The organism is Pseudomonas canadensis (assembly GCF_000503215.1).
Classification (GTDB): domain Bacteria; phylum Pseudomonadota; class Gammaproteobacteria; order Pseudomonadales; family Pseudomonadaceae; genus Aquipseudomonas; species Aquipseudomonas canadensis.
In genome coordinates this window covers 169,790-193,274 of sequence record NZ_AYTD01000017.1, presented here as the reverse complement: position 1 = coordinate 193,274, position 23,485 = coordinate 169,790, and the positions used below count along the sequence as shown (strand labels likewise).

The following is a 23,485-nucleotide window of genomic DNA, read 5'->3' as shown; positions in this document are numbered from 1 at the left end:
GGCGGCGTGTCGTAGCTACACGCACCCTTTGGACTCCGGAAAATCATGGCTACCGACGAATCAGGCAAAACCCCCAACCTGTCGCAGGAAGAACAGCAGGACGTCGATAAGAATCAGCCGCCTCGAGCGGCGGTGTTGCATGAAATCATTCGCACCCAGGGCGACCAGGAGTTGGAGCGCAGCGTCGCCGCCTTGTGGTGGTCGGCCTTGGCAGCCGGGTTGACCATGGGGTTGTCGCTGATGGCGATGGGGTTGCTGAACTCGCGGCTGCCGTATGGTGAAGCGTTCAAGGTGATCGCCAGCTTTGGTTACTGCGCAGGCTTCCTGGCGGTGATCCTTGCGCGCCAGCAATTGTTTACTGAAAACACCCTGACGGCCGTGTTGCCGGTAATGAGCAAGCCCACGTTGGGCAACGCCGGGCGACTGTTGCGGTTATGGACAGTGGTGCTGGTCGGCAACCTGTGCGGCACCCTGCTGGTGGCGTATGTGATGCTGCACCTGCCGATCTTCGATACCCGGACTGACCAGGCCTTCCTCGAGATCGGGCGCAAGATCATGGAAAACGACGCTGGCCAGATGTTCGCCAAAGGCATCATCTCCGGCTGGATGATCGCGACCATGGTGTGGATGATCCCATCGATGGAAAGCGCCAAGATGTTCATCATCATCTTGATTACCTACCTGATGGCGCTGGGGGACTTTACCCATATCGTGGTGGGCTCGGCGGAAGTGTCGTACTTGGTGTTTGCTGGCGAGTTGGCGTGGAAGGACTTCTGGCTGGTGTTTGCCGGACCGACCTTGGCAGGCAATATCATCGGCGGCAGCTTTATCTTTGCGTTGATCAGCCACGCGCAGATTCGCAGCGAAACCAAGGCGCCTTCTGGTACTCACCCAGGCGCAGGGAAACAGCACCCTCAGCGTAAGGAAAAGATCTGAAATCGCCCCGCAAAGGCTCGAGCGCACGCTTTGCGGGGCGTTTGGAATAGAGCCGTCAGGCATTGAACGGTGCGCTGGCTGGCTCGACCGCTGTTGTACTGTCAGGCGCCTTCAATTGACCCTCCCACCGGGCAATCACCAAGGGGGCCAACGCGTTGCCCAGTACATTCAAAGCTGTGACCGGCATATCCATCAGGCGATAGACCCCTGCGATGATCGCCACGCCCTCCACGGGGAGCCCAGCTGTGGTCAAGGTCGCAGTAAGGATGATAAACATGAAGCCTGGTACGCCCGCTGCACCCTTCGAAGTCAACACCATGATCAATATCAGCATGCCCTGATCTGCCAGGCTCAAGTCGATGCCATACGCTTGGGCGATGAACAATGTGCCCAGGGCGGCAAACAGTGATGCACCATCCAGGTTGAACGAGTAGCCCAGCGGGATAACCATGCTGGTGATAGGGCGTGGCGCGCCATAGCGCTCCATCTTCTCGATCAGTTGAGGCATTACCGTTGCCGAGGCGGCGCTGCTATAGGCCAGTAGCAACTCACTGCGTATTTCTCGCACCAAGTGGAAAAAGCGCACGCCCGCCAGCCGTGCGACAGCGCCCAATACGCACAATGCAAATAACAGCACCGCCACATACGTCGTGCCGATCAGCTTGGCCAATGGCAGCAAGGCATTGAGGCCATAGCTGGCGACAGTGACCGCGATCAGTCCGAAAATTCCAATCGGCGAGTAATGCATGACCAGGTGGGTGACTTTGAACATGGTGTCGGAGACGCCTTGCATCACACTGATCAACGGCGCTTTGCGCTCCTCGGGCAGCAGGGACAGCGCACAGCCGAACAGAATGGCGAAAAACAGCACCGAGAGCAGCTTGCCCTGCGACATGGCCAGGACGACATTATCCGGCACGATCGCTAGTAACGTTTGGCCCAGGTTCTGCGTGGTGCCGTTGGCGACCAGCCCTGTGACCGGCGTCTGCAGCGTGCTGGCGAACTCGGCACCTGCGCCTGGCTCGACGACATTGGCAACCACCAGGCCGAACACGATTGCAATACTGGTGATCGTGAAGAAATAAACGAAGGTCTTTATGCCGACGCGCCCCAGGGCGGCAGGATTGCCCATGCCGGCAATGCCGACCGTCATGCAGGCGAAGACCAGAGGCACGACGATCATCTTCATCAGCTTGATGAACAGGTCACCTGCCGGTTGCAGCAGATTGTCAATGAACCAGGCCTTATGTTCGGGGAACTGGTTGAGCAGGATGCCGACAATTATCCCGGCCGCCAGGCCGATCATGATGCGGGTGACAAGGCTGGTTGGTTTTCTGATGGTCATGGGGGGTAGCCCTTTATTGTTGTCGTTGTCAGGGATTTACTGCGCGAACAGTCCTGCGTAGTCCTTGAAGCCTTTCACTTCGATGGGGTTGCCACTGGGGTCGAGAAAAAACAGGGTGCGTTGTTCGCCCGGCTCGCCGGCGAAGCGGATCACGGGCGGGATTTCGAAGGGCGTGCCCAGGTGGGTGAGACGTTCGGCCAGCACCGTCCACTCCTCAAGCGGCAGCACGACACCAAGATGCGGCATCAAGACATGATGCTCACCTACCAGGCCGGTACGCGTGGTGGGAAAGGGCGTGCCCAGGTGCAGTGAAAGCTGGTTGCCGAAAAAATCGAAGTCGATCCAGGTCTCGCTGCTACGGCCTTCCGTGCAGCCCAAAACATCTCGATAAAAAATGCGCGCCTGGTTTAGGTCATAAACATGGTATGCAGCGTGGAAAGGTCTGTTCATGGGGGATCTCCGGGTGGGGGAGCCCTCAAATTAAACAGACCGTATATCCGGGTAAAACGGATTCGCCTTGGTCTGAGCGAAAGGAAAACTTATGGATGTTCGATTCCTGAGAAGCCTGGTCGCCGTCATTGAAGCCGGCTCCATTGCTGCGGCCGCACGACGTGAAAACCGTACGGCGGCGGCGATCAGCCAACGGATCAAGGCGCTTGAGCGGACGCTGGGTTGCACGCTGCTTATGCGTTCGGCGCATGGTGCCTGTGCCTCGGACCAGTGCCTGCTGTTGTTACCAAAAATTCAGGCAGTCATTGAGCAGGCGCGCGAGTTGCAGGAGGACCTGAGCCAAGATGGTTTATCGGGAGAGATCAAGATTGGTGCTATTTCAACGGCATTGACCGGCGTCTTGCCAGAAGCGATCGAGCGAATGGCGCTGTCAGCACCGAGGCTGAGACTGAAGATCACACCAGGAGATTCCAGAAGCCTCTATGAACGATTGCTGACCCAAGAATTGGACGCGGTGATTCTTGTCAGACCACCGTTTCAGCCGCCCAAGGCGTTGACGGCGACTTTGTTGCGGGTCGAACCGTTGATTCTAATTGCGCCCACGGAGTGGGGAACGCGGACGTTGGAAGCATTGCTGCGTGAACAGTCACTGATCCGCTACGACGCTCGGTCCTGGGGTGGGCAGATTGCCCAGCGTTATCTGGAGGACCAGTCGTTTGATCCACAGGTGTTGTGCGAGTTGGATGCCTTGGAAACCATTGCCATACTCGTCGCCCAAGGCATGGGTGTATCACTGGTACCGCAGTGGGCGGGGATGTCATGCAATGGCCTATCCGTCTTGCCGGTCGACGACGCGCCGCGCTATGCGCGGGACTTGGTTGTCATGCATAGCTCGACGCCGCGCCGCCCGGTGGCGATGCGGCATCTGCTTGAACACCTGTGCAGAGCGTCGATGGACAAACGTGTGGTGTAAGGCTTACTGCGGCTCGGCTACGCGTTTTACGACTCTACCAATGGTCAAGCCCTGCAACAGGATCGACGACAGCACCACAATGTAGGTGATGCTCAGCAGCAGGTCGCGTTCCGGACCCAGCGGCAAAGCCAGTGCCAGTGCCACCGAGACTCCACCACGCAGACCGCCCCAAGTGAGGATGCGGATGGTGCCGCGCGGCACGGTGCGCCAGCGCCGTAGCAACAGAATCGCCGGGGCCACCGTCAACAGGCGCGACAACAGGATTGCCACGGCCAGCAGGCTGGCGGCGAATACATGCAGCCAGTTGAACGGCAACAGCAGCAGTTCCATGCCGATCAGGGCGAACAGCAGGGCGTTGAGCATGTCGTCGAGTAATTCCCAGAAGCCATCCAGGTAGCGACGGGTCATGTCATTCATCGCCAGCTTGCGGCCCAGGTTGCCGATGATCAGGCCGGCGACCACCATCGCAATCGGTGCCGAGACATGCAGTTCGGTGGCCATCGCCGAGCCGCCGATCACCAGGGCGAGGGTCAGCATCACTTCGATCTGGTGCTGCTCGATGCTCTTGATCATCAGGTAGACCAGGTAGCCAATCAGCCCGCCGAACACCACGCCGCCGATGGCTTCATGGGCGAATAGCATGGCGGTGGCGCCGAGGGTGGGCGTTTCACCCAATTGAGCGATACCCAGCAATACGGTGAAGACCACCACGGCGGTGCCATCGTTGAACAGCGATTCGCCGACGATGGTGGTTTTCAGCGGTTTCGAGGCATTGGCCGTACGCAATACACCCAGCACCGCAATCGGGTCGGTAGGCGAAATCAGCGCACCGAACAGCAGGCAGTAAAGGAAGCTCACATGCCAACCAAACAGGGCGAAGATGTAATACGCCAGGCTGCCGATCACCCCGGTCGCGATCAATACGCCGAAGGTCGCCAGCAGGCCGATGGGCCAGCGATAGCTGCGCAGGTCGTTCAGGTTCACGTGCAGGGCGCCGGCGAACAGCAGGAACGACAGCATCCAGTTCATCAGCAAATCGCCGAAGTCGATCTGGCCGATCAACTGCTGGATGCGCTCTTCCAGGCCTGGGTAACCGAGAACGCTCAAGCCTTGCAGGATCAGCGAAAACAACAGGGCCGTGACCATCACACCGATGGTGGGCGGCAGACCGATAAAGCGGAAGTTCACATAGGTGAGCAGGGTGGTGAGGCAAATAAAGGCGGCGACAAGTTCAAGCATCCGGGGTCCTTGGAAGTTGGGTGGCAGTGCGTTGTTGGGGGGATGGACCGCGCCACAGACGCGATGTTGCAAGGCATTGGATAAAACGCCATAGAACCTTTGGGTGAGCCAGGGCTCATAGCGGGTGAGTGCGGTTTGGTATTTATAGTGCTAAAACTCTAATCGCTGTTTAAAACTACAAAAGGAATGTGTGATGACGGTCGCTTTCTGGTGTGTGTTGATCGCAATTTTTCTACCCTACCTGTGCACAGGTGTGGCCAAGTTCAGCGGTGGCAAGTTCGGCCCACGGCAGAACCATGACCCGCGTGCTTTCCTGGACACCCTTGAAGGGTTTGCCAAGCGTGCCCACAGTGCCCAGCTCAACAGTTTCGAAGTCACGCCGGCCTTCGCGGCGGCAGTGATCATCGCGCACCTGGCCGGCACGGCCGAATTGGTGACCATCAATGTGCTGGCAGTGCTGTTTATCACCAGCCGCCTGCTGTACATCATCTGCTACCTGGCAGACTGGGCGATGCTGCGTTCGCTGGTGTGGTTCGTGGGGATGGTGTTGATTGCGAGTTTCTTCTTCGTCTCGATCTGACGGGTTGATGAAGATCCCCTGTGGGAGCGGGCTTGTGTGGTGAGCGGGCTTGCCCCGCGCTGGGCTGCGCAGCAGCCCCTATCAGCCTCACCACATTGCTTCAGGCGCGCCGAGGCGTATGGTTTTAGGGCGGCTTCGCCACCCAGCGCGGGGCAAGCCCGCTCACCAAAGCAAGCCTGCTCACCCCAATACATTGAGTTGGGCAGAGCGTCTTCAGCTCCCGGGACTCACATCCGGCACCTGGGGCAACGCTGCACCCTTTGGCCACAACATCCAGATCTGCCCCTGCTGCTTCATATTCCCAGCCAGTTCACCCGCCGCATCGCCGGTGCCCCAGAACAAATCTGCACGCACTTCACCCGTGATCGCGCCACCGGTGTCCTGTGCCGCGACGGGCCGTGCGATTGGCGAACCATCGGGCTTGGTGGTCGACAGCCACAACAGGCTGCCCAGCGGAATCACCTTGCGATCCACCGCCACGCTGTAGCCGGCGGTCAATGGCACGTTTAACGAGCCGCGCGGGCCTTCGTTGCTGTCGGGGCGCGCGCTGAAGAACACGTAGCTCGGGTTGCTCGCCAGCAGTTCCGGAATGCGCTGCGGGTGCGCCTTGGCCCAGGCACTGATGGCACCCATAGTGACGTCTTCCTTCTTCAGCTCGCCTTGCTCCACCAACCAGCGGCCGATAGGGCGATAGGGGTAGCCGTTCTGGTCGCCATAACCGACGCGCAGTTGGCGCCCACCCGCCAGTTGGATGCGGCCAGATCCCTGGATTTGCAGGAATTGCAGGTCCATCGGGTCCGTCAGCCAGGCAATCGGTTTGGCCGTGGAACCCTGGCCGTTGATGGCGTTGGCATCGTCGTAAGGCTTGAGCACACGACCTTCCAGGCGACCGCGCAGGCGCTTGCCCTTGAGTTCGGGGTAGATACTTTCCAGGTTGACGATGATCAGGTCGTCTGGCACGCCGTATACCGGCACGTTGGCTTTGGCGGTCTTGGTCAGGCTGCCGGGGTAGACCGGTTCGTAGTAGCCGGTGATCAAGCCGTTGGGCGTGTTGTCGGCAGAGCGCAGGCCGAACACATCCAGACGTTCCTTGAGGAAGCCCCGCACCGCCGCCGCATTTGCGGGCACGGTCGCAGCGGCTGCGCACGTCGAACCCCAGATCGGGTCCGCCTTGAGGCGTTGGCAGGCGCTGCGCCAGGATTCAAATCCCGCCAGCAAGTCGCTGTCGGACACCGCCGGCAACGCTTCCCACGGCGCATTGACATAAGTGGCGACGGCGTGGGGCTTGGGTGTTTCATCTTTGGCTGTTTCTTTGCCCGCGTCGCAGCCGGCCAGCAGTGCGATCATCGGCAGAGCCCACGCCAGGCGCCGGCTCCAGGGTTTCAAGGTGACATTCATACAAACACTTCCTGAAGCGGTTGCCCGCGTCGCAACGCTGCTGGGCAACCCTTATTATTAATAGGGCTATTGGTCTTTGCGGGCGAGGCGAGGATACTGGCCGCCGTTTCCTGTGACCTCGAAGCAACCATGACTTTTAAAAGACTGACTGTTGTATTGCTGGCCTGCCTGACACTGTCCGCCTGTGGCGGCGTGGATCCGAATTCGCCGCTGGGCCAGCGCAAGGCGATCTTCAAACAGATGCTCAAGACCGGCGAAGACCTGGGCGGCATGCTGCGTGGGCGTATCCCGTTCGACGGCGCCAAATTTGCCGAAGGCGCGGTCAAGTTGGACGCGTTGTCCCATGAGCCTTGGAAGCATTTTCCGAGCGTGCGCGAAGAAGATCACACCAGTGCCAAGGATGATGTCTGGCAGAAGCAGGCGCAATTCCAGCAACTGGCCCGCGACCTTGAAGCGGCCACCGGTGAATTGGTGACCGCGAGCCAGGTTCAGCCTTACAAAGCCAGCAACCTGGGGCCGGCAGTGCAGAAAGTCGAAGATGCCTGCAGCGCCTGCCATAAGCAGTTCCGGGACCACTGACCGGTTTTACTGGTCGAGTTCTTCCACCGCGTCCTGCAGTTCTTTGCGGGACTCGGCGAGTTTCTCCTTACGTTTGTTGATCTTGTCTGCGTCGCCTTTTTTCATGGCCTTGTCGAGGTCGGCCTGACGGCGGCTGACTTCATGCTTGGCATCAAGCACCTTGTTTTCGCGCTCCTTCTTCAAGGACGCGTCGGTGCAATTGGCGGTGACTTCGCTCAGGGCTTTTTCCAGGCCGGCTTGCTGGGCGCTGTTGCCGTGGGCTTTGGCCTGTTCGATCTGCGTGCTGATGGCTTGGCGCTTGGCGGCGCAGCCGGTGAGCTGAGGGGCCTCTTCGGCGGCCAGCAGGGGGGTCGCCATGAAGCTTGCGACGGTCAACAGGGCAAAGGGGGCTAGAAATTTCATGTGGAGCTCCAAGGTCGCAATCTGGTGGTCGGCTCGGGTTCAAAAACCGTCGATGCCGGCCACGTGTAATGTGTTTGCCAAGGCCCGTACTTGCGGGTCGCGGAAAAAAGCGCTCAGTTGCGCCGCGCGGCCCGGGCCGATGCCATCGATGGCCAGCCAGGCCTGGGTGTCGCGCGCGACTAGCGTCTGCCAGTCGCCTTCCAGGTTGTTGCGTGCCGCAGGCGGTACGCCCAAGGCTTTGAGCCATTGAGCAAAGGACTGTTGCCGCGCGTTGTGGAGGCTTTCGAGCACGCGCGCGCGGCTGCGATCACCCAAGCCATCAATGTTAGCAAGCTCTGCCGCATCCAGGGTTAACCAATCGAGAAAGCCTGCGATTAGACCGGCCTGGATCAATATGTTCCAGGTCTCGCGGCCTATATGGGGTAATGCAAGGCCTTGATTGCTGCTCAGCCAGGTCAGGCGCGCGAGTAACTGCTCTTCGCAGCCAGGGTCCAGTTGCCAGCAGCTCAAGGCATGAAAGTCCCGTGGGTCAGGCACTTTCAGGTCTGCCCGGTGAGTGTTTCGCAGGATGACTTCATCCAGTCGCGGGATCACCTGGCCCGCCAGGCTGATGGAAACCTGGTCGCCAGGGCGGATATCCAGCGCTTGCCAACGCTTCAATGAACCGGTACTCACCCGGCTGATCTGCCGGTCATCCAACCGCACGGGTTCCAGCTCAAGCATGGGTGTAATGCGCCCGGTGCGACCGATCTTGAATTGCACACTGCGCACCAGTGCCAGGGCCTTGGCAGCCGGATACTTCCAGGCCACCGCCCAATAAGGTTCGCTGGCTTGCCAGCGTTTGGCGGGTGCGCGCTGCGCCTGGTGCAGCACCACCCCATCGCTGGCGAATGGCAATGGATGGTTGTACCAATAGGTGCGCCAGTGCGTGGCTTCGGCGATATCCCGGATGGGCTGACTGTAGCGTCGGCTATCGGTAAAACCCCAGCGTGCCAGTGTGGCCAGGCGCTCGGTAAACGAGTCAGGCCCCTCCGGCCACGCCCACACGAACAGGCCTATACCGGCAGCGTCGGCGTCGCTCAGATGCAGGCGGCTCATCAGCCCGGCCACCTTGCTGCGGGCATTGAGCCCGCCGTTTGCCGATTGCACATGGTCGTCGAGTCGCCAATAGAGTTCGCCTTGCAGCACCAGGTCGATAGGCTCCGGCAGTTGCTGGACAATGCCGGGGATCCTGCGCGCGGACACTGACCAGTCGCGGCCCATCAAGCCGTCGCCCCGGCTGATCACGTGCCGTAGGCGACCTCGTTGATAGACCAGCGTCACTGCCACGCCATCCACCTTGGGTTGAATCCATACCTCTTCGCGTGTTTGCAGCCAGGTACCGACCGCCTGTTCATCTAGCAGCTTCTCAAGACCCGTATGGGCAATGGGGTGAGCTTGGGTGCCGCGTGAACTCGCCAGTGGCTTGTCGGGTTTCGTTAGGGCATCGGGGAAACATTGGCGCCAGCGGGCCAGGCGTTGACGCGCCTGGTCATAGAGTTCGTCGCTGACGGGGGATTGGTTGAGGCGGTGGTAGCTGTCGTCCCACAAGCGTATCTGTTCGGCCAAGGTCTTGACCTGTGCCCGGTCTGCGTCGGGACACTCCTCGGCCCACGCCACGCTGGGTAAAATGCTGAGTAAAAGCGCTAGCAGTAAATACATCATGAGCATCCTTGCTCGAAAAGGGTGCCCAGCCTAAATGATCCACTCAGGCACAAAAAAGCCCCGACGTTGCGGGGCTTTTTACTGGGTGTTTCTATTTACTTGAACAGACCACCCAGGGCCTTCACGGCGTCTGGCTTATCTGCCTTGGCCTCCTGTGTTTGCTGCTTGGCGTCGGCTTTGGCCTGGGCTTCAGAAAGTTTGTCACAACCTTTGTTGATCTGGTCCTGCGCGGCTTTGAAGGCCTTCACTTTCAGGGTGTCTTTCTGAGCTTCGGCGGCCTCGATCTTGGCTTGCAGGTCGTTGGCTTGTTTCTGGCAATCGCCGGAGTTGCCGCCACCCAGTTGGGCGCTCAGGGCGCCACTCAGTGCGCTCAGGTCAGCGGCGTTTACCGGCAGGGCGAACAGGCTGAGCAGAAGGGCGGCAGGGGCGAGCGTGGAAATGCGCATGAAAAACCTCAATGTTCGATTGCCTGCGCACTGATGAATCCCGGGCTGGCGCAGGGCAATATCCAAATAAGGTGAAGGGCCCGAGAGGGCGCGGATTCTAAGGGGCCATCATTTGGCCTGCAAGCTTTGGATCCAAAAAGCGTGAAGGTCGTCGCGCAATAAAAAAGCCCCGCCGGAATAATCCGGCGAGGCTTTTGTGCATCGATAGCGATTACAGGCCGGCGGCAGTGCGCAGGTCGTTGGCGCGGTCGGTTTTTTCCCAGGTGAAGGTGGTGAACGTGTCGTCGCCGACAGTCTTCTGCGCAGGGGTACGACCGAAGTGGCCGTAGGCTGCGGTTTCCTGGTACATCGGGTGCAGCAGGTCGAGCATGGTGGTGATCGCGTAAGGGCGCAGGTCGAAGATCTCACGCACCAGCTTCACAATCTTGTCATCGCTGATCTTGCCGGTGCCGAAGGTATTCAGCGAGATCGACGTAGGCTGGGCCACACCAATGGCGTAGGAAACCTGAATCTCGCAGCGCTCGGCCAAGCCGGCGGCGACGATGTTCTTCGCCACGTAACGACCGGCGTAAGCAGCCGAACGGTCAACCTTGGATGGATCTTTACCCGAGAACGCGCCGCCGCCGTGACGGGCCATGCCGCCGTAGCTGTCGACGATGATCTTGCGACCGGTCAGGCCACAGTCCCCTACCGGGCCGCCGATGATGAACTGGCCGGTCGGGTTGATGTGGAACTGGGTGTCCTTGCTGAGCAGTTCGGCCGGCAGTACGTGCTTGACGATCAGCTCCATCACGCCTTCGCGCAGGTCGGCGTAGGACACGTCCGGGTTGTGCTGGGTCGACAGTACGACAGCGTCGATACCGACGACTTTGCCGCCTTCATAACGGCAGGTCACCTGGGACTTGGCGTCCGGGCGCAGCCACGGCAGCAAGCCGGATTTACGCGCTTCGGCCTGACGCTGTACCAGTTGATGCGAGAAGGTGATCGGCGCAGGCATCAGCACGTCGGTTTCGTTGCTGGCATAGCCGAACATCAGGCCCTGGTCGCCGGCGCCTTGATCTTCAGGCTTGGCACGGTCGACACCCTGGTTGATGTCCGGGGACTGCTTGCCGATGATGTTCATCACGCCGCAGGTCGCGCCGTCGAAGCCGACGTCGGAGCTGGTGTAGCCGATGTCGGTGATCACGTCACGAACGATCTGCTCCAGGTCAACCCAGGCGGTGGTGGTCACTTCGCCAGCGATGATCGCTACACCGGTTTTCACCAGAGTCTCGCACGCCACACGGGCGAACTTGTCTTCAGCAATGATGGCGTCCAGTACCGCGTCAGAAATCTGGTCGGCGATTTTGTCCGGATGCCCTTCAGACACGGACTCGGAGGTGAAAAGGGAGTATTCGCTCATCTCGATGTTTTCCTGATATTTACCGATGGTGAGTGTCGCCAGCCGGCCGCTGAAAATGGCGGACCTGGATCTGGAAACCATTACGTAAACCTACATAGAGGCTTTCCCCGGGAACAAGTCCCGCAGCGGTGGCCCAACGGGCCAGATCATCCTGTTCAAAACCCAACCAGAGATCACCGCAGGCCTCCCTGGCCCAATTCTGGTTGTGGCTGCATAAATCCGTAACCAACAGGCTACCGCCGGGGTGCAGCAGCCCGGCCATTTGCTTGAGGGCGTCGGCGGGGGCGGCGAAATGGTGCAAGACCATGTTCAACACCACGCAGTCGGCCTTTAAATTTGTGCTGTTCAGTGCGTCGGCCAATTGGAGGCTGACGTTGCCCAGCGACTCACGCTCGCAGAGCTGGCGCGCCAGTTCGAGCATCGCCGGACTGTTGTCCAACGCTGTGACTTGCTGAAAACGCCGTGCCAGCTCTGGCAGGAAACCGCCGTCGCCAGGGCCGACTTCCAGTGCCGTGGCGTCATCACTGAAGCTCAATTTGTCGAGCAGCGCCAATACGCTGTCGCGGTATTGGGCTAGGCCAGCAATCAGGTCTTGCTGGGCGCGAAATTTCTCGGCAACCCGTGCGAAAAAATCCTGGCTGGCGGCGGCGCGTTGCCCATGCACCTGGCCGATGCGCGACTGTACGTCGCCCGGCAGGCTCAGGTTATCCACTTCTTCAAGCAGGGCTGCGTGCAGTTTGCCGCCCAGCAGCTCGGTATGGGGCAGCGCGCGGCGGTAGAAAATCGCATTGCCTTCCCGGCGGGTAGCCACCAGGTCGGCCTGGGCCAGCACCTTCAAATGGTGGCTCATGCCGGATTGGCCGATGGCAAAGATCTGCGCCAGTTCCAGTACGCCGAAGGAATCGTTGGCCAGTGCGCGCAACACGTTCAAGCGCAACGGATCGCCAGCGGCCTTGCACAAGGCTGCCAGTTCATCGCCGTCGTCGGGGCGCAGTGAGGGCATGGGTAGATTCATAAGGCCAGCAGTCTAGTGACGGGCGGAATGCATCGCAAGGCCAATATCAAAAAGTTTTGATATTGATCGATAAGTGGCGGTTATAAGCCGCCGCTATAACCTTTAGACGAACCGGCTAAAGGTTTCTGCAAGGGATTGATGCCCAAAGCACAGGAAAAACGTCCTCAAGTGACTATCTGTCATTGCCCGCAGGCGGTGGCTGAGGGAAAATGCCGGTCCTTTTTTCCGTTTCTTTTCAGCAAACCCCAGGAGATCAGCGATGCCCAGCCGTCGTGAGCGTGCCAACGCCATTCGTGCCCTCAGCATGGATGCCGTGCAAAAAGCCAACAGCGGCCATCCCGGTGCCCCGATGGGCATGGCGGATATCGCCGAGGTGCTTTGGCGTGACTACCTGAAACACAACCCGAGCAACCCGTCGTTCGCCGACCGTGACCGCTTCGTGCTGTCCAACGGCCACGGTTCGATGCTGATCTACTCGCTGCTGCACCTGACCGGCTATGACGTCACCATCGACGACCTGAAAAGCTTCCGTCAACTGCACAGCCGCACCCCGGGCCACCCGGAATTCGGCTACACCCCAGGCGTCGAGACCACCACCGGTCCGCTGGGTCAAGGCCTGGCCAACGCCGTTGGCTTCGCGCTGGCTGAAAAAGTCCTGGGCGCGCAGTTCAACCGCCCTGGCCATGACATCGTCGATCACCACACCTACGTGTTCCTGGGTGATGGTTGCATGATGGAAGGCATTTCCCACGAAGTCGCTTCCCTGGCCGGCACCTTGGGCCTGGGCAAGCTGATCGCGTTCTACGATGACAACGGCATCTCCATCGACGGCGAAGTCGAAGGCTGGTTCACCGATGACACCCCTAAGCGTTTCGAAGCCTACAACTGGCAGGTGATCCGCAACGTCGACGGCCACGATCCGGAAGAGATCAAGACCGCCATCGACACCGCTCGCAAGAGCGCGCAGCCAACCCTGATCTGCTGCAAGACCACCATCGGTTTCGGTTCGCCGAACAAGCAGGGCAAAGAAGACTGCCACGGCGCCCCCCTGGGTGATGCGGAAATCGCCCTGACCCGTGAAGCCCTGAAGTGGAACCACGGCCCGTTCGAAATCCCGGCCGACATCTACGCCGAATGGGATGCCAAGGAAAAAGGCCTGGCCACCGAAGCCGAGTGGGACCAGCGTTTCGCGGCCTACTCCGCCGAATTCCCTGAGCTGGCCAATGAGCTGGTCCGTCGCCTCGCCGGTGACCTGCCTGCCGACTTCTCGGAAAAAGCCTCGGCCTACATCGCCGAAGTCGCGGCCAAGGGCGAAACCATCGCCAGCCGTAAAGCCAGCCAGAACACCCTGAACGCCTTTGGCCCGCTGCTGCCGGAGATCCTCGGCGGTTCGGCTGACCTGGCCGGCTCCAACCTGACCCTGTGGAAAGGCTGCAAGGGCGTGTCGGCGGAAGATGCCAGCGGCAACTACATGTACTACGGCGTACGTGAGTTCGGCATGAGCGCGATCATGAATGGCGTATCCCTGCACGGCGGCCTGGTGCCTTACGGCGCGACCTTCCTGATGTTCATGGAATACGCCCGCAACGCCGTACGCATGGCCGCGCTGATGAAGAAGCGCGTGATCCACGTGTACACCCACGACTCGATCGGCCTCGGTGAAGACGGCCCGACGCACCAGCCGGTCGAGCAGCTGACCAGCCTGCGCACCACGCCGAACCTGGATTGCTGGCGCCCAGCCGACGCGGTGGAATCCGCCGTGGCCTGGAAGCACGCCATCGAGCGCAAGGACGGCCCTTCGGCGCTGATCTTCTCGCGTCAGAACCTGCAGCACCAAGTGCGTACCGACGCGCAGATCGCCGACATCAGCCGTGGCGGCTACGTGCTCAAGGACTGCATCGGCGAGCCGGAGCTGATCCTGATCTCCACCGGTTCCGAAGTGGGCCTGACCGTTCAAGCTTATGACAAGCTGACTGCCCAAGGCCGCAACGTACGCGTTGTGTCCATGCCGTGCACCAGCGTGTTCGAAGCCCAGGACGCCGGCTACAAGCAATCGGTGCTGCCGTTGCAGGTCAGCGCGCGCATTGCCATCGAAGCGGCGCATGCCGACTACTGGTACAAGTACGTGGGCCTGGAAGGCCGCGTGATTGGCATGACCACCTACGGTGAGTCGGCGCCGGCGCCAGCGTTGTTCGAAGAGTTCGGTTTCACCCTGGAAAACATCCTGGGTCAGGCTGAAGAGCTGCTGGAAGACTAAAGCGCGAACGCGGTGGTCGACTGGCCGCCGCACCCCTTGTAGGAGCTGGCTTGCCAGCGATGGCGTCCGTCCAGCCAACATCCATGTTGAAGCTGATGGCCTCATCGCTGGCAAGCCAGCTCCTACAATGGTTTGTGTCGCCCATAATGCGAGAACCCCATGCCTCAACCGCGTCCCTACAAAGTTGCACTCAACGGCTACGGCCGCATTGGTCGTTGCGTCTTGCGTGCTCTGTTCGAGCGAGGGGCGGCGGCCGGGTTTGAGATTGTCGCGATCAATGATTTGGCCGACATGGCCAGCATCGAATACCTGACACGCTTTGACTCCACCCACGGTCGCTTCCCCGGCGAAGTGCGGGTCGAAGGCGATTGTCTGCACATTAATGGCAACTGCGTGCAGGTCTTGCGCAGTGCCACCCCCGAAGGCATCGACTGGAAGGCATTGGGCGTCGACCTGGTGTTGGAATGTTCCGGTGTCTATCACACCCGTGCCGACGGCCAGCGTTTCCTCGACGCCGGCGCACCGCGTGTGCTGTTTTCCCAGCCGATGGCCAGCGAGGCGGATGTCGACGCCACCATCGTCTACGGCATCAATCAGGATTGCCTGACCGGCGATGAGCTGCTGGTGTCCAACGCTTCCTGCACCACCAACTGCAGCGTGCCGCTGTTGCGCCTGCTGGATCAGGCGATTGGCCTGGATTATGTGTCGATCACCACGATTCACTCGGCAATGAACGACCAGCCGGTGATCGACGCCTATCACCACGAAGACCTGCGCCGCACGCGTTCGGCGTTCCAGTCAGTGATTCCGGTGTCCACGGGCCTGGCTCGCGGTATCGAACGACTGTTGCCGGAACTTGCCGGGCGAATCCAGGCCAAAGCCGTACGGGTGCCGACGGTGAACGTGTCCTGCCTGGACATCACCATGCAAACCGTCAGCGACACCGATGCGACAGAGGTCAACCGGATCCTGCGCGACGCCGCCACCAGCGGCCCGCTCAAAGGCCTGCTGGCCTACACCGAGTTGCCGCACGCCAGTTGCGATTTCAACCATGACCCGCATTCGGCAATTGTCGATGCCAGCCAGACCCGCGTTTCCGGCCCGAGGCTGGTGAACATCCTGGCCTGGTTCGACAACGAATGGGGCTTTGCCAACCGAATGCTGGATGTTGCGGAACATTATCTGCACATCGCCTCTAAACAACCTCAACAGTAATTCAGGAACTGCGACCCATGACCGTGTTGAAGATGACCGACCTCGATCTGCAAGGTAAGCGCGTACTGATCCGCGAAGACCTCAACGTCCCAGTCAAGGACGGTGTTGTCACCAGCGATGCGCGAATCCTGGCCTCGCTGCCGACCATCAAGCTGGCCCTGGAAAAAGGCGCGGCCGTGATGGTCTGCTCCCACCTGGGTCGTCCGACCGAAGGTGAGTTCTCCGCCGAAAACAGCCTCAAGCCTGTCGCCGATTACCTCAGCAAGGCCCTGGGCCGCGACGTGCCGCTGGTGGCTGATTACCTGGGCGGTGTGGACGTGAAAGCTGGCGACATCGTGTTGTTCGAAAACGTACGCTTCAACAAGGGCGAGAAAAAGAACAGCGACGAACTGGCCCAGCAATATGCGGCGCTGTGCGACGTGTTCGTGATGGACGCGTTTGGCACCGCTCACCGTGCTGAGGGTTCGACCCACGGCGTGGCCAAGTTCGCCAAGGTTGCCGCCGCTGGCCCGCTGCTGGCTGCTGAACTGGACGCACTGGGCAAGGCGCTGGGCGCTCCGGCTCAGCCAATGGCTGCCATCGTGGCCGGCTCCAAGGTGTCCACCAAACTGGACGTGCTCAACAGCCTGAGCCAGATCTGCAACCAGTTGATAGTCGGTGGCGGCATCGCCAACACCTTCCTGGCCGCAGCCGGTCACCCGGTGGGCAAGTCCCTGTACGAACCGGACCTGCTCGACACGGCCCGTGCCATCGCCGCCAAAGTCAGCGTGCCATTGCCGGTCGACGTAGTGGTCGCCAAGGAATTTGCCGAAAGCGCCGAAGCCACCGTCAAGCTGATCGCTGATGTGGCCGCCGACGACATGATCCTGGACATCGGCCCACAAACCGCAGCCAACTTCGCCGAACTGCTGAAAGCCTCGCAGACCATTCTGTGGAATGGCCCGGTTGGCGTGTTTGAGTTCGACCAGTTCGGCAACGGCACCAAAGTGCTGGCCAAGGCCATCGCAGAAAGCTCGGCTTTCTCCATCGCCGGCGGCGGCGACACCCTGGCAGCTATCGATAAATATGGCGTTGCTGACCAAATCTCCTACATTTCTACCGGTGGCGGCGCGTTCCTTGAATTCGTCGAAGGCAAAGTTCTGCCGGCCGTGGAAGTGTTGGAAACCCGAGCCAAAGGCTGAGGCTCGTGATCCGGAAAAGGAGTGTTCCCATGATCAAGTCGTTGGCAATGGTGATCGCAGCGGGCCTGTTGGCCGGCTGCGGCAGCACGCCAAACGCAGAGCCGGACGCTGGCAAGCCTGCGGCACAGCAGAAAAAGAGCTGCTACCAGGCGGACTGGCAAGCCGAGACCATGCCGGTGATCAACAAACGCATCGGCAACGAACGGCTGGAGAAATACGACGCCGCGCCCAACGGTCAGGAACAGGGTTGCCCTTGACGGGTCTGATCAACTGGCGGCCATCGGTCGCCTCACGAGGATTGGCAATGAAAGGCGTTTTCGCCCTGGCAGCCCTGGCCCTGTTGGCCGGCTGCAGCAGCATGAACTTGTTCAGCAACAAGGCAGAAACTGCCGACAAGTGGACCACGTGGACCTGCGACAGCACAGCCGAGGTGAACTGGCGCTTTGCTAATCAGGCCAAATCCGAGGTGGATGTCCGTTTGGGCGGTTCCGACCAGGTTTACCGCCTCAAGCAGGACGTTGCCGCCTCGGGCGTGCTGTACAGCGACGGCCAATTGGCGTTTCACACAAAAGGTGAGGAAGGCCTGGTTTACTGGGTTGCCACGGATGATTTGATCGGGCGCGGCTGCAAAGCGCGGTAAGCCTGACAGCAATAACGATTCAGCAGGCCAGGTATTGAAAGCCTGGCCGGCAATAACTTGAATAGCAGCCGCCGCTACGGCAGGCTTGCACGATTAACGACCCTCGACCGGGAGAGACAACACAATGGCACTTATCAGCATGCGTCAAATGCTGGACCACGCAGCCGAGTTCGGCTATGGCGTCCCAGCCTTTAACGTCAACAACCTTGAGCAGATGCGCGCCATCATGGAAGCCGCTGACAAGACCGACTCCCCCGTGATCGTCCAGGCCTCGGCCGGTGCCCGCAAATACGCCGGTGCCCCGTTCCTGCGTCACCTGATCCTCGCCGCAATCGAAGAATTCCCGCACATCCCGGTGTGCATGCACCAGGACCACGGCACCAGCCCTGACGTGTGCCAGCGCTCCATCCAACTGGGCTTCAGCTCGGTGATGATGGACGGTTCCCTCGGCGAAGACGGCAAGACCCCGACCGACTACGAGTACAACGTACGTGTCACCCAACAAACCGTGGCCATGGCCCACGCCTGCGGCGTATCGGTTGAAGGCGAGCTGGGCTGCCTGGGTTCTCTGGAAACCGGCATGGCCGGCGAAGAAGACGGCATCGGCGCCGAAGGCGTGCTGGATCACAGCCAAATGCTGACCGACCCGGAAGAAGCCGCGGACTTCGTGAAAAAGACCCAAGTTGACGCCCTGGCCATCGCCATCGGTACCAGCCACGGCGCTTACAAGTTCACCAAGCCGCCTACCGGCGACGTGCTGGCCATCGACCGCATCAAGGAAATCCACAAGCGCATCCCTAACACGCACCTGGTGATGCACGGTTCTTCCTCGGTCCCGCAAGAGTGGCTGGCGATCATCAACCAGTACGGCGGCGACATCAAAGAAACCTACGGCGTGCCGGTTGAAGAAATTGTTGAAGGCATCAAGTACGGCGTGCGCAAGGTCAACATCGACACCGACCTGCGTCTGGCGTCCACTGGCGCGATGCGCCGCCTGATGGCCACCAACCCAAGCGAGTTCGACCCGCGTAAGTTCTTCGGCGCGACCGTGACCGCGATGCGTGATGTGTGTATCGCGCGCTACGAGGCCTTTGGCACTGCCGGTAATGCTTCGAAGATCAAACCGATCTCGTTGGAAGCGATGTACCAGCGTTATTTGAAAGGTGAGTTGAACGCCAAGGTGAATTAAGCCTCAGCGTTTATAAAAGAAGCCCGCAGCGATGCGGGCTTTTTTTGTGGCTGCGATTCAGTCGTGATCAATATCCAACTTGGCAAACGTCACCCGTGCGCCTTCCTTGCTATCCCCACTGTTATCCTGCACATAGGCGCCTGCCTTGAAGTACAACGGCTTCGCTCCCCACGCTGCACCAATGCGCTCATTCCACTCCCCATCCGCCGCATACACGCTGAGCATTCCGGCTTTGTTGAGGTTGATCACGTAGGTAAAGCTCTTCTCCAGCGGCACATTCGACGCAACGATGATCACCCGTCCTTCATCCTCATCCGGGCGCATGCGCACTTTGGCGACGATATTGCCGGTCTGGGTCTTTTCCTTGAATTGATACTCCAGTTTGATCAGGGGCTTCTGGCTGTCATAGGCATGGATCTGCCCGATGACAATCTTGCCGGTGGAAGGCACCTGATTGACCTCCAGCGTGGCGCGCAGGAAGTTGTCCGCGTCGGGGTAGGTCCAGTTGCGCAACCGCCCATCGGCGTAGGTTTCACGCAATTCGCTGCGCGGATACACGGCATTCTCGGTGCGAGTGCCGGTGACGGGTGTCCAGAATTGCACGTTGCTGCCTTCGGCCTGGAAATACTGGTCTTTGAAGCCGTTCATCAGCTTCGGGGTGTCGATGGTCGCGGGCGGGGAGCCTACCGGGATGCTGAGGTTCCAGGTGGAAAGGTCGATCATGGCATTTGCCTTTTTACAGAAGGTGAAGGCTTTGGCCCGTGGGCCAGACAGGTTCTTTATAGGTGGTGTTAACCGTCTTGTTAAACGTTTGCTGGCAATTTATTGGCGTCAAAGGAATGCCAAAAAGCCATGTTTCCCATGAATCGTGGGCTGTAGGGGTTGACCGTTAGTCGGCTTCCTGAAAATTGGCGCAATGATGGCACTGCCGTTACTTCTGCTTTTTTGGAACCGGGGATAGAGTGAGGCCTCAGCGTTTGTCCGGGTTTTCTCTCAGAATTGACCGGAGTGGCTCCCAAGGAAGAGACGTAGCATGGAATGCGCTCCACACCACGGCGATGGCAGTTCGGTTCTTCTGGTGGTCGATGACTACCCGGAAAATCTCATCAGCATGCGTGCGCTTTTGCAGCGCGAAGACTGGCGGGTGATTACCGCCGCTTCCGGCCTGGAAGCCTTGGAGCTACTGCTCGCTCACGAAGTCGACCTAGTGTTGCTGGACGTGCGGATGCCCGGCATGGACGGTTTTGAAGTGGCACGGCTGATGCGTGGCAGCCAACGCACACGCATGACGCCAATCATCTTCCTCACGGCCAACGCCCAGTCGCCCGCAGCGGTGCTGGAAGGCTATGCCAGTGGTGCCGTCGATTATCTGTTCAAGCCGTTTGACCCGAATATCCTCAAGCCCAAGGTCCAAGCCCTGTTGGAGCACCAGCGTAATCGCCGTGCCTTGCAGCGCCTGAGCCATGAACTTGAGTCCGCCCGTGCCTTTAATGCCTCGGTGCTGGATAACGCCGCCGAGGGCATTCTGGTAGTGGGCGAGGGCAGTGTGATCGAGTACGCCAACCCGGCTATTTCGCGGCTGCTGAATGCCACCATGACGGAATTGCAGGGAGAGAGCTTCCTGAGTTTTCTGCAAAAACCCCATGTGCCGGCCTGGCTGGGGTTCGCGATGTTCGAGGCGTACCGCAAAGGCGAAACGTGGCGCCAGCATGACGCCATTTTACGCACCGGTCGCGGTCAGCAGGTGCCGGTGGCGCTGTCTTGCGCGCCGTTGCCTGCCGAGCAGAAGGCCATGGTGGTGACGGTGCTGGACATGTCCGAAGTGCGTCATCTGCACCAGCAACTGGAGTTCCAGGCCGTCACCGACCCGTTGACCGGGTTGTTGAACCGGCGTGGTTTCCACCAGGCAGCAGAGAACACACTGCTGCGCAGCGAGCGTAATGAGCTATCTCTGGTGTTGCTGTATCTGGACCTGGATGGCTTCAAGCGGGTTAATGACTCGTTGGGACATGACGCAGGCGACCGGGTGTTGCGCTGGGTCTCGGAACAGATGCAGGCCTGTTTGCGATCTGGCGACATGCTCGGGCGCATGGGTGGGGATGAATTCACGGCATTGCTGGAACTGGAATTCCCGGAGCAAGCCGCGAAGATTGCGGAAAAACTGATCGAACGAGTGTCGGTGTGCCAGCAGATCGACGGCCTGGACGTGATGCTGGGTGTCAGCATCGGTATCGCCACGTTCCCGGATTGTGGCTCGGACCTGAACGGCCTGCTGCGCGCCGCTGACATTGCCATGTACGAAGCCAAGCGCGCGGGCCGTCAGCAATATCGCTATTACGATCAGGAAATGAACGGCCGCGCCCGCTCGCGCCTGATGCTCGAAGACAGTGTGCGCACGGCGATTCAGAACAAGGATTTCACCCTGGTCTATCAGCCTCAAGTTTCTCTGGAGGACGGCCGCCTGCGTGGCGTTGAAGCGCTGTTGCGCTGGCAGCATCCGAGTGTTGGCGATGTGCCGCCGGGGTTGTTTCTGCCGTTGCTGGAAGAGGCGCGGTTGATCAGCCAGCTCAGCACCTGGATTTATCAACAGGTCGCCGCGCAGCGCCAAGTGTGGCAAGCAACGTTTGGTGATGAGCTGGTGCTGAGCGTGAGCCTGTCCAGCAACCAGTTCAATATGCCCAACCTGGCCAGCCAACTGCAGCAGGTGATGGAGCGACATGGGTTGCAGGGGCGACAGTTGGAGGTGGAAATCAGCGAAGACTGCCTGATGAGTAACCTGGAAGAGTCGACCAAGCAGCTCAAGCTGTTGCGCCAGATTGGCGTGCGCATTGCCCTGGATGACTTTGGCCTGGGCAATTGCTCCCTGGCGCATCTGCGCGATCTGGCGTTCGATACGCTCAAGCTCGACCCGCAATTGGTTGCGCGCCTGCCGGGTTCCGCGCGCGACGCGGTGATGGCACGCAGCATCATTGAGCTGTGTGGGCATTTTGAGGTTGTGGTGGTGGCTGAGGGCGTCGAAACCCAGGAGCAAGCCCAATGGCTCAAGGCCAACGGTTGCCCGTTTATCCAAGGCCCTTTGGCGGCGCAGCCGTTGATGGCCGAGGAAGTGACGGACTGGTGCCGCGCCCGTCTGGGCTGAATTCGTTACACTGACGGCCATCCGAACCTGTTGCAGACCCCATGACCGCGCTGAAATACCTCCAGGCTTATCCCGCCGCCCTCCAGGAACAAGTGCGCCAACTGATTGCCAAGGACCAGTTGGGTGCCTATCTGGAACAACGTTACCCCGAACGCCACGCCGTACAGAGCGACAAGGCTCTGTACGCTTACGCCCTGGCCTTGAAGCAGGAACACCTGCGCAACGCGCCGGCCATCGACAAGGTGTTGTTCGATAACCGCCTGGACCTGACGCACCGCGCCCTCGGCCTGCACACCACGATCTCCCGGGTGCAGGGCGGCAACCTCAAGTCGAAAAAAGAGATTCGCATTGCCGCGCTGTTCAAGGAAGCCGCGCCGGAGTTTCTGCGCATGATCGTCGTGCACGAACTGGCGCACTTCAAGGAGTCGGACCACAACAAAGCGTTCTATAAACTCTGTGAGTACATGATGCCGGGCTACCATCAGGTGGAATTCGACCTGCGCGTCTACCTCACGTACCGCGACCTGCAGGGCAAACCCTGACCACAAGGCGACCGACCATGGATGTGAGCAAGACCAAGAGCAGCTTCTACCGCCGCCTGTATGTGGCTTACCTGATCGACAGCGGGCAGGCCAGCAATGTCCCGGCGTTGACCGACGTTACCGGCATGCCCCGGCGCACGGCGCAGGACACGATTGCGGCGTTGGCCGACCTGGATATCTTGTGTGAATTCGAGCAGGAGGATGGTGCCCGCAACCACGCCGGGCACTATCGGATTCGCAACTGGGGAGCGATCGATCGGCGCTGGATCGAAGCAAATCTGGCGCAGATCAAGCAGGTGCTGGGTTACCCCTGACCTTTTCGCATGCCAATGTGCGGAATGTCATCCTCAAGGTATTCCTCACCCGCCACCACAAATCCATAACGCCCGTAGTAGCCCTGCAAATGCGCCTGGGCTGACAGGAAAATCGGTGTTTCAGGCCAGATGTCCTCAATCCGCTTGAGTGTTTCTTCCATCATCCGATGCCCCAACCCGGTGCCACGCGCCACCGGTGCCACAATCACGCGGCCGATCACCACGTCACCGCCTTGAGTCTCTGGGTCCAACAGGCGCAGGTAGGCCACCAGTTGGTCGTCCTGCCAGGCCATCAAATGGTGGGTGTCGCCGGAAAGATCCTGCCCGTCGAGATCCTGGTAGACGCATTTCTGCTCGACAACGAAGACCTCGTTGCGCAGGCGCAGGATGGCGTAAAGCTGCTCCTTGCCCAGGTCATCGTGGTGCTTGCAAACCCATTCAACGGTCATGGCATGTTCTCTTATAGATGTCTGTTGCGGATAGTAAGCGCGGCAGGCGTTTGTGTCTAAATCGGCTATTTTTGTGAGTGAAATCAAATT

Annotated in this window: 24 protein-coding genes; 13 read left to right on the top strand and 11 right to left on the bottom strand. The window is 60.0% G+C overall.

What is annotated here, in order from left to right; all coding sequences use genetic code 11:
• The first annotated feature begins 45 nt into the window (after positions 1 to 45).
• Entirely contained in the window at positions 46 to 936 is an 891-nt protein-coding gene (locus U367_RS0119600) for a formate/nitrite transporter family protein (protein ID WP_028618269.1), read from the top strand.
• 55 nt (positions 937 to 991) lie between these two features.
• Here U367_RS0119600 and U367_RS0119595 read toward each other — a convergent pair whose 3' ends face one another.
• Positions 992 to 2,281: a cation:dicarboxylate symporter family transporter gene (locus U367_RS0119595; protein ID WP_236639986.1), complete on the bottom strand. Its 1,290-nt coding sequence runs from the start codon at positions 2,279 to 2,281 to the stop codon at positions 992 to 994.
• Positions 2,282 to 2,317: 36 nt separating this feature from the next.
• A complete protein-coding gene (locus tag U367_RS0119590; RefSeq protein ID WP_028618267.1) occupies positions 2,318 to 2,731 on the bottom strand; it encodes a VOC family protein in 414 nt (137 codons plus the stop codon).
• Positions 2,732 to 2,822: 91 nt separating this feature from the next.
• On the opposite strand from U367_RS0119590, the gene U367_RS0119585 reads away from it, so the two are divergent.
• Positions 2,823 to 3,704, top strand: a complete 882-nt coding sequence (locus U367_RS0119585; RefSeq protein WP_028618266.1) for a LysR substrate-binding domain-containing protein — start codon at positions 2,823 to 2,825, stop codon at positions 3,702 to 3,704.
• A gap of 3 nt (positions 3,705 to 3,707) precedes the next feature.
• Here the strand turns inward: U367_RS0119585 and U367_RS0119580 are convergent, their stop codons facing one another.
• Positions 3,708 to 4,943 carry a cation:proton antiporter gene (locus U367_RS0119580; protein WP_028618265.1) on the bottom strand — a complete coding sequence of 412 codons (1,236 nt, stop codon included), beginning with the start codon at positions 4,941 to 4,943 and terminating at the stop codon, positions 3,708 to 3,710.
• Positions 4,944 to 5,136: 193 nt separating this feature from the next.
• On the opposite strand from U367_RS0119580, the gene U367_RS0119575 reads away from it, so the two are divergent.
• The gene (locus tag U367_RS0119575) at positions 5,137 to 5,523 is read left to right on the top strand and encodes an MAPEG family protein (RefSeq protein ID WP_028618264.1); all 387 of its coding nucleotides are present in this window, start codon (positions 5,137 to 5,139) and stop codon (positions 5,521 to 5,523) included.
• Between the two features lie 213 nt (positions 5,524 to 5,736).
• Here the strand turns inward: U367_RS0119575 and mltA are convergent, their stop codons facing one another.
• Positions 5,737 to 6,921 carry a murein transglycosylase A gene (mltA, locus tag U367_RS0119570; RefSeq protein ID WP_028618263.1) on the bottom strand — a complete coding sequence of 395 codons (1,185 nt, stop codon included), beginning with the start codon at positions 6,919 to 6,921 and terminating at the stop codon, positions 5,737 to 5,739.
• Between the two features lie 129 nt (positions 6,922 to 7,050).
• On the opposite strand from mltA, the gene U367_RS0119565 reads away from it, so the two are divergent.
• Positions 7,051 to 7,500: a c-type cytochrome gene (locus tag U367_RS0119565; protein ID WP_028618262.1), complete on the top strand. Its 450-nt coding sequence runs from the start codon at positions 7,051 to 7,053 to the stop codon at positions 7,498 to 7,500.
• 6 nt (positions 7,501 to 7,506) lie between these two features.
• Here U367_RS0119565 and U367_RS0119560 read toward each other — a convergent pair whose 3' ends face one another.
• From U367_RS0119560 to U367_RS0119540, 5 genes are all read right to left on the bottom strand, one after another.
• The gene (locus U367_RS0119560; protein ID WP_028618261.1) at positions 7,507 to 7,902 is read right to left on the bottom strand and encodes a DUF1090 domain-containing protein; all 396 of its coding nucleotides are present in this window, start codon (positions 7,900 to 7,902) and stop codon (positions 7,507 to 7,509) included.
• Between the two features lie 39 nt (positions 7,903 to 7,941).
• On the bottom strand, positions 7,942 to 9,606 hold the full coding sequence (ligB, locus tag U367_RS0119555) for an NAD-dependent DNA ligase LigB (RefSeq protein WP_073860049.1): 1,665 nt from the start codon (positions 9,604 to 9,606) through the stop codon (positions 7,942 to 7,944).
• Between the two features lie 95 nt (positions 9,607 to 9,701).
• Complete coding sequence (locus tag U367_RS0119550; RefSeq protein ID WP_028618259.1) at positions 9,702 to 10,052, bottom strand: hypothetical protein; 351 nt, start codon at positions 10,050 to 10,052, stop codon at positions 9,702 to 9,704.
• Between the two features lie 211 nt (positions 10,053 to 10,263).
• Positions 10,264 to 11,454: a methionine adenosyltransferase gene (gene metK, locus U367_RS0119545; protein WP_028618258.1), complete on the bottom strand. Its 1,191-nt coding sequence runs from the start codon at positions 11,452 to 11,454 to the stop codon at positions 10,264 to 10,266.
• Between the two features lie 19 nt (positions 11,455 to 11,473).
• Positions 11,474 to 12,469, bottom strand: a complete 996-nt coding sequence (locus U367_RS0119540; protein ID WP_028618257.1) for an ArsR/SmtB family transcription factor — start codon at positions 12,467 to 12,469, stop codon at positions 11,474 to 11,476.
• Positions 12,470 to 12,728: 259 nt separating this feature from the next.
• Here U367_RS0119540 and tkt point away from each other — a divergent pair, with 259 nt between their 5' ends.
• The 6 genes from tkt (at position 12,729) to fba (ending at position 18,951) form a co-directional block, all read left to right on the top strand.
• Complete coding sequence (tkt, locus tag U367_RS0119535) at positions 12,729 to 14,726, top strand: transketolase (RefSeq protein ID WP_028618256.1); 1,998 nt, start codon at positions 12,729 to 12,731, stop codon at positions 14,724 to 14,726.
• A gap of 159 nt (positions 14,727 to 14,885) precedes the next feature.
• On the top strand, positions 14,886 to 15,941 hold the full coding sequence (gene epd, locus U367_RS0119530) for an erythrose-4-phosphate dehydrogenase (RefSeq protein ID WP_016977753.1): 1,056 nt from the start codon (positions 14,886 to 14,888) through the stop codon (positions 15,939 to 15,941).
• Between the two features lie 17 nt (positions 15,942 to 15,958).
• Positions 15,959 to 17,122: a phosphoglycerate kinase gene (locus U367_RS0119525; RefSeq protein ID WP_025857657.1), complete on the top strand. Its 1,164-nt coding sequence runs from the start codon at positions 15,959 to 15,961 to the stop codon at positions 17,120 to 17,122.
• A 29-nt stretch (positions 17,123 to 17,151) separates the two neighbouring features.
• The gene (locus U367_RS0119520) at positions 17,152 to 17,379 is read left to right on the top strand and encodes a hypothetical protein (RefSeq protein ID WP_016977755.1); all 228 of its coding nucleotides are present in this window, start codon (positions 17,152 to 17,154) and stop codon (positions 17,377 to 17,379) included.
• A gap of 47 nt (positions 17,380 to 17,426) precedes the next feature.
• Complete coding sequence (locus U367_RS0119515; RefSeq protein WP_028618255.1) at positions 17,427 to 17,762, top strand: MliC family protein; 336 nt, start codon at positions 17,427 to 17,429, stop codon at positions 17,760 to 17,762.
• A 124-nt stretch (positions 17,763 to 17,886) separates the two neighbouring features.
• On the top strand, positions 17,887 to 18,951 hold the full coding sequence (gene fba, locus U367_RS0119510; RefSeq protein WP_003177554.1) for a class II fructose-bisphosphate aldolase: 1,065 nt from the start codon (positions 17,887 to 17,889) through the stop codon (positions 18,949 to 18,951).
• Between the two features lie 57 nt (positions 18,952 to 19,008).
• Here the strand turns inward: fba and U367_RS0119505 are convergent, their stop codons facing one another.
• The gene (locus U367_RS0119505) at positions 19,009 to 19,674 is read right to left on the bottom strand and encodes a polysaccharide lyase family 7 protein (RefSeq protein WP_028618254.1); all 666 of its coding nucleotides are present in this window, start codon (positions 19,672 to 19,674) and stop codon (positions 19,009 to 19,011) included.
• A gap of 310 nt (positions 19,675 to 19,984) precedes the next feature.
• Between U367_RS0119505 and U367_RS0119500 the strand changes: the two genes are divergently transcribed.
• The 3 genes from U367_RS0119500 to U367_RS0119490 are packed head-to-tail and all read left to right on the top strand — an operon-like array spanning position 19,985 to position 22,946.
• Complete coding sequence (locus U367_RS0119500; RefSeq protein WP_028618253.1) at positions 19,985 to 22,090, top strand: putative bifunctional diguanylate cyclase/phosphodiesterase; 2,106 nt, start codon at positions 19,985 to 19,987, stop codon at positions 22,088 to 22,090.
• A gap of 41 nt (positions 22,091 to 22,131) precedes the next feature.
• On the top strand, positions 22,132 to 22,632 hold the full coding sequence (locus tag U367_RS0119495; protein WP_010207148.1) for a M48 metallopeptidase family protein: 501 nt from the start codon (positions 22,132 to 22,134) through the stop codon (positions 22,630 to 22,632).
• 17 nt (positions 22,633 to 22,649) lie between these two features.
• On the top strand, positions 22,650 to 22,946 hold the full coding sequence (locus U367_RS0119490) for a winged helix-turn-helix domain-containing protein (RefSeq protein ID WP_016977764.1): 297 nt from the start codon (positions 22,650 to 22,652) through the stop codon (positions 22,944 to 22,946).
• Here the strand turns inward: U367_RS0119490 and U367_RS0119485 are convergent.
• On the bottom strand, positions 22,937 to 23,395 hold the full coding sequence (locus tag U367_RS0119485) for a GNAT family N-acetyltransferase (RefSeq protein ID WP_028618252.1): 459 nt from the start codon (positions 23,393 to 23,395) through the stop codon (positions 22,937 to 22,939). The two genes, U367_RS0119490 and U367_RS0119485, sit on opposite strands and share 10 nt — an antisense overlap.
• Positions 23,396 to 23,485: the final 90 nt, after the last annotated feature.

Coding starts and splice junctions, on each gene's coding strand:
- U367_RS0119560 (WP_028618261.1), bottom strand. CDS start 7,902: ATGAAATTTCTAGCCCCCTTTGCCCTGTTGACCGTCGCAAGCTTCATG.
- U367_RS0119520 (WP_016977755.1), top strand. CDS start 17,152: ATGATCAAGTCGTTGGCAATGGTGATCGCAGCGGGCCTGTTGGCCGGC.
- U367_RS0119580 (WP_028618265.1), bottom strand. CDS start 4,943: ATGCTTGAACTTGTCGCCGCCTTTATTTGCCTCACCACCCTGCTCACC.
- U367_RS0119515 (WP_028618255.1), top strand. CDS start 17,427: ATGAAAGGCGTTTTCGCCCTGGCAGCCCTGGCCCTGTTGGCCGGCTGC.
- epd (WP_016977753.1), top strand. CDS start 14,886: ATGCCTCAACCGCGTCCCTACAAAGTTGCACTCAACGGCTACGGCCGC.
- tkt (WP_028618256.1), top strand. CDS start 12,729: ATGCCCAGCCGTCGTGAGCGTGCCAACGCCATTCGTGCCCTCAGCATG.
- U367_RS0119565 (WP_028618262.1), top strand. CDS start 7,051: ATGACTTTTAAAAGACTGACTGTTGTATTGCTGGCCTGCCTGACACTG.
- U367_RS0119590 (WP_028618267.1), bottom strand. CDS start 2,731: ATGAACAGACCTTTCCACGCTGCATACCATGTTTATGACCTAAACCAG.
- U367_RS0119525 (WP_025857657.1), top strand. CDS start 15,959: ATGACCGTGTTGAAGATGACCGACCTCGATCTGCAAGGTAAGCGCGTA.
- U367_RS0119490 (WP_016977764.1), top strand. CDS start 22,650: ATGGATGTGAGCAAGACCAAGAGCAGCTTCTACCGCCGCCTGTATGTG.
- U367_RS0119600 (WP_028618269.1), top strand. CDS start 46: ATGGCTACCGACGAATCAGGCAAAACCCCCAACCTGTCGCAGGAAGAA.
- U367_RS0119585 (WP_028618266.1), top strand. CDS start 2,823: ATGGATGTTCGATTCCTGAGAAGCCTGGTCGCCGTCATTGAAGCCGGC.
- ligB (WP_073860049.1), bottom strand. CDS start 9,606: ATGATGTATTTACTGCTAGCGCTTTTACTCAGCATTTTACCCAGCGTG.
- metK (WP_028618258.1), bottom strand. CDS start 11,454: ATGAGCGAATACTCCCTTTTCACCTCCGAGTCCGTGTCTGAAGGGCAT.
- U367_RS0119575 (WP_028618264.1), top strand. CDS start 5,137: ATGACGGTCGCTTTCTGGTGTGTGTTGATCGCAATTTTTCTACCCTAC.
- U367_RS0119495 (WP_010207148.1), top strand. CDS start 22,132: ATGACCGCGCTGAAATACCTCCAGGCTTATCCCGCCGCCCTCCAGGAA.
- U367_RS0119485 (WP_028618252.1), bottom strand. CDS start 23,395: ATGACCGTTGAATGGGTTTGCAAGCACCACGATGACCTGGGCAAGGAG.
- U367_RS0119505 (WP_028618254.1), bottom strand. CDS start 19,674: ATGATCGACCTTTCCACCTGGAACCTCAGCATCCCGGTAGGCTCCCCG.
- U367_RS0119540 (WP_028618257.1), bottom strand. CDS start 12,469: ATGAATCTACCCATGCCCTCACTGCGCCCCGACGACGGCGATGAACTG.
- fba (WP_003177554.1), top strand. CDS start 17,887: ATGGCACTTATCAGCATGCGTCAAATGCTGGACCACGCAGCCGAGTTC.
- U367_RS0119595 (WP_236639986.1), bottom strand. CDS start 2,281: ATGACCATCAGAAAACCAACCAGCCTTGTCACCCGCATCATGATCGGC.
- U367_RS0119550 (WP_028618259.1), bottom strand. CDS start 10,052: ATGCGCATTTCCACGCTCGCCCCTGCCGCCCTTCTGCTCAGCCTGTTC.
- U367_RS0119500 (WP_028618253.1), top strand. CDS start 19,985: ATGGAATGCGCTCCACACCACGGCGATGGCAGTTCGGTTCTTCTGGTG.
- mltA (WP_028618263.1), bottom strand. CDS start 6,921: ATGAATGTCACCTTGAAACCCTGGAGCCGGCGCCTGGCGTGGGCTCTG.